Consider the following 6,000-nt stretch of genomic DNA (forward strand, 5'->3'; position numbering starts at 1 on the left):
CGCTACATCTCTTGTCAGCACCGGTCCGCTTCGTGGAGCCGACCGAGGCGACCCCCGACGAAATCGCCTGGCCTGCGCCGACCTTCGGCGCGACACCGACGACAGAGGGGCTCCGGACAGCGAAAGGGTCGCCGTCCGGCACACCAGTTCATGCGCTTCGAGGATATTTTCGGCGCTAGTGGTCAAGGAACTCAACGCTTGATGAACAATCGCCAGGGCGGCCGCCGTCGCGGTCGTGGGGGTCAGCGTCCGCAGGGTCTCGGGGGAGGCGGTGGCGGCGGCGGCGGTGGTCGCGAGCAGCGCAGCCGCGGCAACGCCGCGCAGCTCCTCGAGAAGTACAAGAACATGGCGCGCGACGCCCAGCTTGCCGGCGACCGCGTCCAGACCGAATATTATCTCCAGTTCGCCGATCACTATTTCCGGGTGCTGGGCGAGACCCGCTCGCGCTTCGAGGACCAGCGTCCGCGTCACGACGACGACGAGGACGATGGCGACGAGGAGATGATCGACGGCGAGGACGGCGACGAGATCGTCGAGCACCGCCAGGAGCGATCCGAGCGCCAGCCGCGCGGCGATCGCCAGGATCGTGGCGAGCGGCAGGACCGTGGGGAGCGGCAGGACCGCTACGAGCGCCGCGACCGCAGCGAGCGTCCGCGCGACGAACGTCCGCGTGAGGATCGTCCGCGTGATGATCGTCCGCGCGAAGAGCGTTCACGTGACGACCGTCCCCGTGAGGATCGTTCGCGCGACGACCGCCCGCGCGAGGAGCGTCCGCGCCGCGAGCGGCTCGAGCGTCGTCCCCGCGACGAGGAGCAGTCCGAGGAGCGCGAGTCCGAGCAGCCCGGCGGCATCGCCGACTTCCTTCCGCCGGCGATCGGCCCGGTCGTCAGCGACGAGCCGAGTCTTGCCGAAGAGGCCGAGGAGGCACCGCGCCCCCGTCGCCGCACCCGCCGCCCGCGCGTTGCCGAGGGCGATGAGGAGATCGCACCGGCTGCGTAATTCGTCACGATAATGTCATAGGATTGTCGCAATGCGTCCTCGTGTCCGAAGCCCCGCTTCGGACCGAGGGCGGGCGACATGACCTTGAATATGACGATGGCGGCAGTGCTGGCGCTGGCGGCGCCGGAAGCAGCAGAGGCGCAGGCCGCGCCCGATCCGGCCGCGCAGATCGCCGAGCTCCAGCAGCAGATCGAAGCGCTCCGCAAGGAAGTGGAGGCGCTCAAGGCGACCAGCGTCAAGGTCACCCCGACCTGGGGTGCGGCACCGAAGTTCGAGGACAAGGCCGCCGGCTGGAGCTTCAAGCCGCGCGGGCGACTGATGCTCGATGCCGGCACCGTCAGCAATCCCGGCGACGCGGTCGTCACCCGAAATCTCGGCTTCAACACGCGCGTTCGCCGGCTGAGGCTCGGGGTCGAGGGCACCATCCCCGGGGGCTTCGCCTACAAGGTCGAGGCCGACTTCGCCAATGCGCAGGTCGGGTTCGGCGACGTCACGCTCAGCTATGCGCCTTCGGGCAAGCCCTACGAGGTGACCGCGGGCAATTTCGAGACCCTGAATGGTCTCGAGCAGATGACCAGCTCGCGCTTCATCAGCTTCGCCGAGCGCTCGGCCTTCAACGACGCCTTCGTCAACACGCGCCGGCTCGGTCTCGCGGGCACCTGGAAGGCCGACGAACTGCGCTGGTCGGCGGGCCTATTCGCCGCGCATTCGATCGACAGCAGCCTCGACAATGACGGGTGGATCGCCGCCTCGCGCCTGACCTGGTCGCCCAAGCTCGGCGAGGACCAGCTGCAGTTCGGTGCCAGTGTCCAGATGCGCGAATATCAATCGAACAATGGCGGCACGGCCTCGACATCGGCAGGGGCACCTTCGACCAACCAGCTTGCGCGGCTTCGCGCGCGGCCGTTCAGCCAGCTGACCGACGTTCGCTTCGTCGACACCGGTGCCTTCGCTGCCCGCGGCGACACGATCCTCGGCCTCGAGGCGCTGGGCATCTTCGGTCCCCTGCACCTCACCGGCGAAGCGCAATGGGTGCGGGTCGACGCCTATGCGCCCGGAAGCCGTCTCGGCGGCGATCCCCTCGACGCCTTCGCTAGTCTCACCCAGATCACGCCCGATGGCGATCCCGGCTTCTTCGGCGCCTATGCCGAGGTCGGCTATTATCTGACCGGGGAAAGCCGCGGCTTCCGCGATTCGCTGTGGAACCGCACCAAGGTCGCCAAGCCCTTCAGCAAGGGTGGCTGGGGCGCTTTGCAGGTCAACAGCCGGGTGGACTGGCTGGACCTCGACTCGGGCAAGCTGAAGCGTGGTTTCGCGACCAACTTCAGCACCGGCGCCTCGACCCCCTCGGTCGCGCTCGGCCGTGGCGGGACCCAGCTCGGGCTGTTGTCTTCACTCGTCTGGAGCCCGGAGGACTGGTTCCGCTTCTACCTCCAGTACAGCCATGCGCGGATCACCGGCGGTCCGCTCGCGGCGACCGTGAGGCCGCTCTCGACCAAGCCGATCGACGAGCGCCGCTACGGCGTCGACAGCGTCCAGGCGCGCGCCAGCTTCGACTTCTGACCGCCTTCACAAGCCGGTTGACGTCCATGTGATAATGTCACACTTTCTGCCCCCAACGGGGTAGGAGTGGGACGCATGCGGATGTTGGTCGGCTTGTTGGCGGCAGCGGCGTGCTTGCCCGGAGCGGCGCAGACCATCCCCGCGCCCGAGGCGAGCGCCCAGGGCTCGGTCGCGATCACCATCTACAACGACGATCTCGCCCTGGTGCAGGACCGGCGCGAGCTGAACCTGCCCGCGGGCCGGTCGCGGCAGGAGTTTCCCGACGTCTCCGCCCAGATCCGCGCCGAGACGGTGACCCTCGCCGGCAACGGGCTCGGCATCGTCGAGCAGAACTTCGACTATGACCTGCTGAGTCCCGCGGCGCTGATGCAGAAGGCGGTGGGCGAGACGATCACCATCGTCCGGATCAACCCCGCAACCGGTGCCGAGACCCGCGAGCGCGCCCGCGTGCTCGCCGCCAACGGCGGAGTCGTGCTCCAGATCGGCGATCGCATCGAGGTGCTTCGCGACGACGGGCTTCCGGTCCGGGTCATCTTCGACAAGGTGCCGGAGGGATTGAGGCCGCGGCCAACGCTGTCGGTGACGCTGACCGCCCCGCGCGGTGGGCGCCAGCCGGTAACGCTGACCTACCTGACCCCGGGGCTCGCCTGGAGCGCCGACTATGTCGCCCTGTTCGACGAAGCCGCGGGGCGCATGGACGTGCAGGGCTGGATCACGCTCAACAACCAGAGCGGCACGGCCTATCGCAACGCCGACGTGGTTCTGGTTGCCAATGCCGACGGGCAGCGTGGCAATGGGCCGGTCCGCAGGGCCGGGGTCGAAACCGCCGGGCGCGAGCGGATCGGCGACTATTATCTCTACCCGCTGGCCGAGCGGACGACGATCGCTCAGGCACAGCAGAAGCAGGTCAGCTTCCTCGACGTTTCCGGAAGCCCGGCGCAGCGCAGCTACGAATATCGGGTCGGATGGCTCTCGACCGCGCAGCAGCCCGTCAGCGTCAATTCGGTGCTTCGCTTTTCGACCGGCAGGGCGGAAGGCCTCGGCGATGCGCTTCCGGCTGGAACGGTGCGGGTCTACCAGCGCGACAGTCGCGGCACCCCGCAGTTCGTCGGCGAATCGTCGATCGGGCACACGCCGATGGGGAGCGAGCTGGGGCTCACCACCGGCCAGGCGTTCGACATCAAGGTCCAGCCGACCGTCGAGCAGCGGACCCGGCTCGGCGGGGACGGAAGCCGCTGGCGGACCGCGATGCGCTACCGGCTGACGAATGCCGGGCCGCGGCCGGTGACCGTCGAACTCGTCCAGAGCGGACTGTGGGGCGACACGCGGATCACCGCCGAAAGCCAGAAGAGCGAGCGGCGCTCGGCCGACGAGGCGCTGTGGCGGGTCGCGGTGCCGGCCAATGCCGAGGTGAGCGTCACCGCCACCTTCGATACCCGCTTCTAGGCAGGCGGCGGCCAGTGCGCCTGCCTCTTCTCCTCGCCGCCGGCCTGTCTTGGCCCGCGCACGCGCAGGTGCCGGTCACCTCGCCGCGCGCCGAGCGGGTCGAGGTCACCGTCTATCGCGATCTCTCGCGCGGCAACCGGCGGCTCGAGCGCGATTGGCTGAACGGATATGCGCTGATCAGCGAGACCCGCACCGTCACCATCCCGGCGGGCGAATCGGAATTGCGCCTTGAAGGGGTGGCAAGCGGGATCATTCCGCAGAGCGCGATCGTCGGCGGGCTTCCGCAGGGCATCGTCGAGCGCAATCGAGATGCGCTGCTGCTCTCGGCGGGAAGCCTGATCGATCGCTCGCTCGGCCAGCGGGTGACTTTGCGCCGCACCAGCCGGGCTACGGGCAGAGTCACCGAGCAGGAGGCGGTCGTCCGCACCGGGAGCGACGGTGGTGTCGTCCTCGAGACTCCGGCGGGGATCGAGGCGCTCCGCTGCTCGGGGCTCGGCGAGACGCTGACCTATCGGGCCGTTCCTGCGGGGCTCACCGCCAGGCCGACCCTGTCGGTCAGAATGCGTTCGCGCCAGCCGCTCACCGCAACCGTGACCCTCTCCTATCTCGCCACCGGCTTCGACTGGCAGGCGGACTATGTCGGCCGGCTTTCGGCCGACGAGCGGACGCTCGATCTCCAGGCCGGGCTGACGCTGGCAAGCACCGACGACACTAGCTTCATTGATGCGACGACCCAGGCGGTGGCGGGCAGGGTCAACCGGGAGGATGCCAGGGTCCCGCCGGTCGAGGCGCCCGCTATCCGGCTGCGCTGCTGGCCGCAGGGCACGACCAGCGTCGTGCCCCAGATCGCGCCGCCCGCTCCACCGCCGCCTTCGCCACCCCCACCGGTAATGGCCGCGCCGGCGCCGGTCATGGAGGTTGGCGCCGAGGATATCGTCGTGGCTGGCTCGCGGGTCATGGCCGCGCGCGAGCGCCTCGGCGACCTGCAGCTCTATCGCATTCCGCTTCCGGTCACGGTCGCCGCCAACGCGCAGAAGCAGGTCGGGCTGATCGATCAGCCGGCCGTCAGGGTCACCCCGGTCTACCGATTCGGCTTTGCGGCGGACAGCGAGGAGGACGCGCAGGACGCCACGCTGATCCTGCGCACCCGCAACCGCCCCGAGGAGGGGCTCGGGCTGCCGCTCCCCGCCGGAAACGTCGTCATCCTGCGCGACGGGGCGTCACGGCCGCTGCTGGTGGGCGAGCGGGCGATGGACGACCGCGCGGTCGGCGAGAAGGTCGAGTTCCGGACCGGAGTGACCCCGGGCGTCACCGCCCGCCTGACCCGGACCGCACAGAGCGCCACGGCCGCCCGCTACCGTCTTCTCCTGACAAGCGACCGCCCCCATCCGGTCACCGCCGAGGTGGTGCTCGGCACCGACGACGATGCGCCGATTCTCGGGCCGAGCGGAAGGCTCGTCCGCCGTGACGGCGAGACGCTGTGGGAGACGGTCATACCCGCCAACGGCTCGGTCGAGCTTGGCTATCGGCTCCGGCGCTAGGCCGCGTCGACCGGACGGGGCCGATGCTGCTCGTCCAGCGCGACGAAGGTGAACAGTCCTTCCGTCACCTTGATCTGATGCTCGCCGCGATCGCGGTCGGCGACGACCTCGATCCGGATTTGCATGCTGGTCCGGCCAACCTTCTCGACCTCGGCATAGACACTGATCAGGTCGCGGAGTTCGATCGGGGCGATGAACTCCATCCGCTCGATCGCGACCGTCGCGACGGCGCCATTGGCGCGCCGCGCGGCGACGATGCCGGCGGCGATGTCCATCTGGCTCAGCACCCAGCCGCCGAAGATGTGCCCGTTCGAGTTGATGTCGCTCGGTCCCGGGGTCACCCGCAGGACCGGCTGCCGCGGGTCGTTGGTCGTCACTCGTCATTCTCCTTGTGAGTCTCGTTCACGTGCCGGTGCACTTCCTCGTCGTGGCCCGAGCCCGAGCTGAGGAA

The 6,000-nt window shown here is 69.3% G+C and carries 6 protein-coding genes (1 of these 6 running past the window's edge); 4 read left to right on the forward strand and 2 right to left on the reverse strand.

Annotation, left to right across the window (positions count from 1 at the left end; translation table 11 throughout):
• Positions 1-201: 201 nt before the first annotated feature.
• The 4 genes from ABD727_RS01360 to ABD727_RS01375 all read left to right on the forward strand — a co-directional run bounded on the left by ABD727_RS01360 (position 202) and on the right by ABD727_RS01375 (position 5,549).
• Positions 202-999 carry a DUF4167 domain-containing protein gene (locus ABD727_RS01360; protein ID WP_344705599.1) on the forward strand — a complete coding sequence of 266 codons (798 nt, stop codon included), beginning with the start codon at positions 202-204 and terminating at the stop codon, positions 997-999.
• A 78-nt stretch (positions 1,000-1,077) separates the two neighbouring features.
• The gene (locus ABD727_RS01365) at positions 1,078-2,562 is read left to right on the forward strand and encodes an OprO/OprP family phosphate-selective porin (protein ID WP_344705600.1); all 1,485 of its coding nucleotides are present in this window, start codon (positions 1,078-1,080) and stop codon (positions 2,560-2,562) included.
• Positions 2,563-2,637: 75 nt separating this feature from the next.
• Positions 2,638-4,008 (forward strand): DUF4139 domain-containing protein, encoded by a 1,371-nt coding sequence (locus ABD727_RS01370; RefSeq protein ID WP_344705601.1) that lies wholly within the window; start codon positions 2,638-2,640, stop codon positions 4,006-4,008.
• 14 nt (positions 4,009-4,022) lie between these two features.
• A complete protein-coding gene (locus ABD727_RS01375; protein WP_344705602.1) occupies positions 4,023-5,549 on the forward strand; it encodes a DUF4139 domain-containing protein in 1,527 nt (508 codons plus the stop codon).
• Here the strand turns inward: ABD727_RS01375 and ABD727_RS01380 are convergent.
• Together ABD727_RS01380 and ABD727_RS01385 are read right to left on the reverse strand one after the other, a co-directional pair.
• On the reverse strand, positions 5,546-5,926 hold the full coding sequence (locus ABD727_RS01380; RefSeq protein ID WP_344705603.1) for an acyl-CoA thioesterase: 381 nt from the start codon (positions 5,924-5,926) through the stop codon (positions 5,546-5,548). The genes ABD727_RS01375 and ABD727_RS01380 overlap by 4 nt on opposite strands.
• A protein-coding gene (locus ABD727_RS01385; RefSeq protein ID WP_344705604.1) for a hypothetical protein crosses the window boundary here: on the reverse strand, positions 5,923-6,000 show its 3' portion. The gene runs 219 nt beyond the window's last position; only the last 78 of its 297 coding nucleotides appear in the window; its start codon lies off the right edge, out of view; its stop codon occupies positions 5,923-5,925. The genes ABD727_RS01380 and ABD727_RS01385 overlap by 4 nt, the downstream gene beginning before the upstream one ends.

This window comes from Sphingomonas swuensis, from assembly GCF_039538045.1.
GTDB lineage: Bacteria > Pseudomonadota > Alphaproteobacteria > Sphingomonadales > Sphingomonadaceae > Sphingomicrobium > Sphingomicrobium swuense.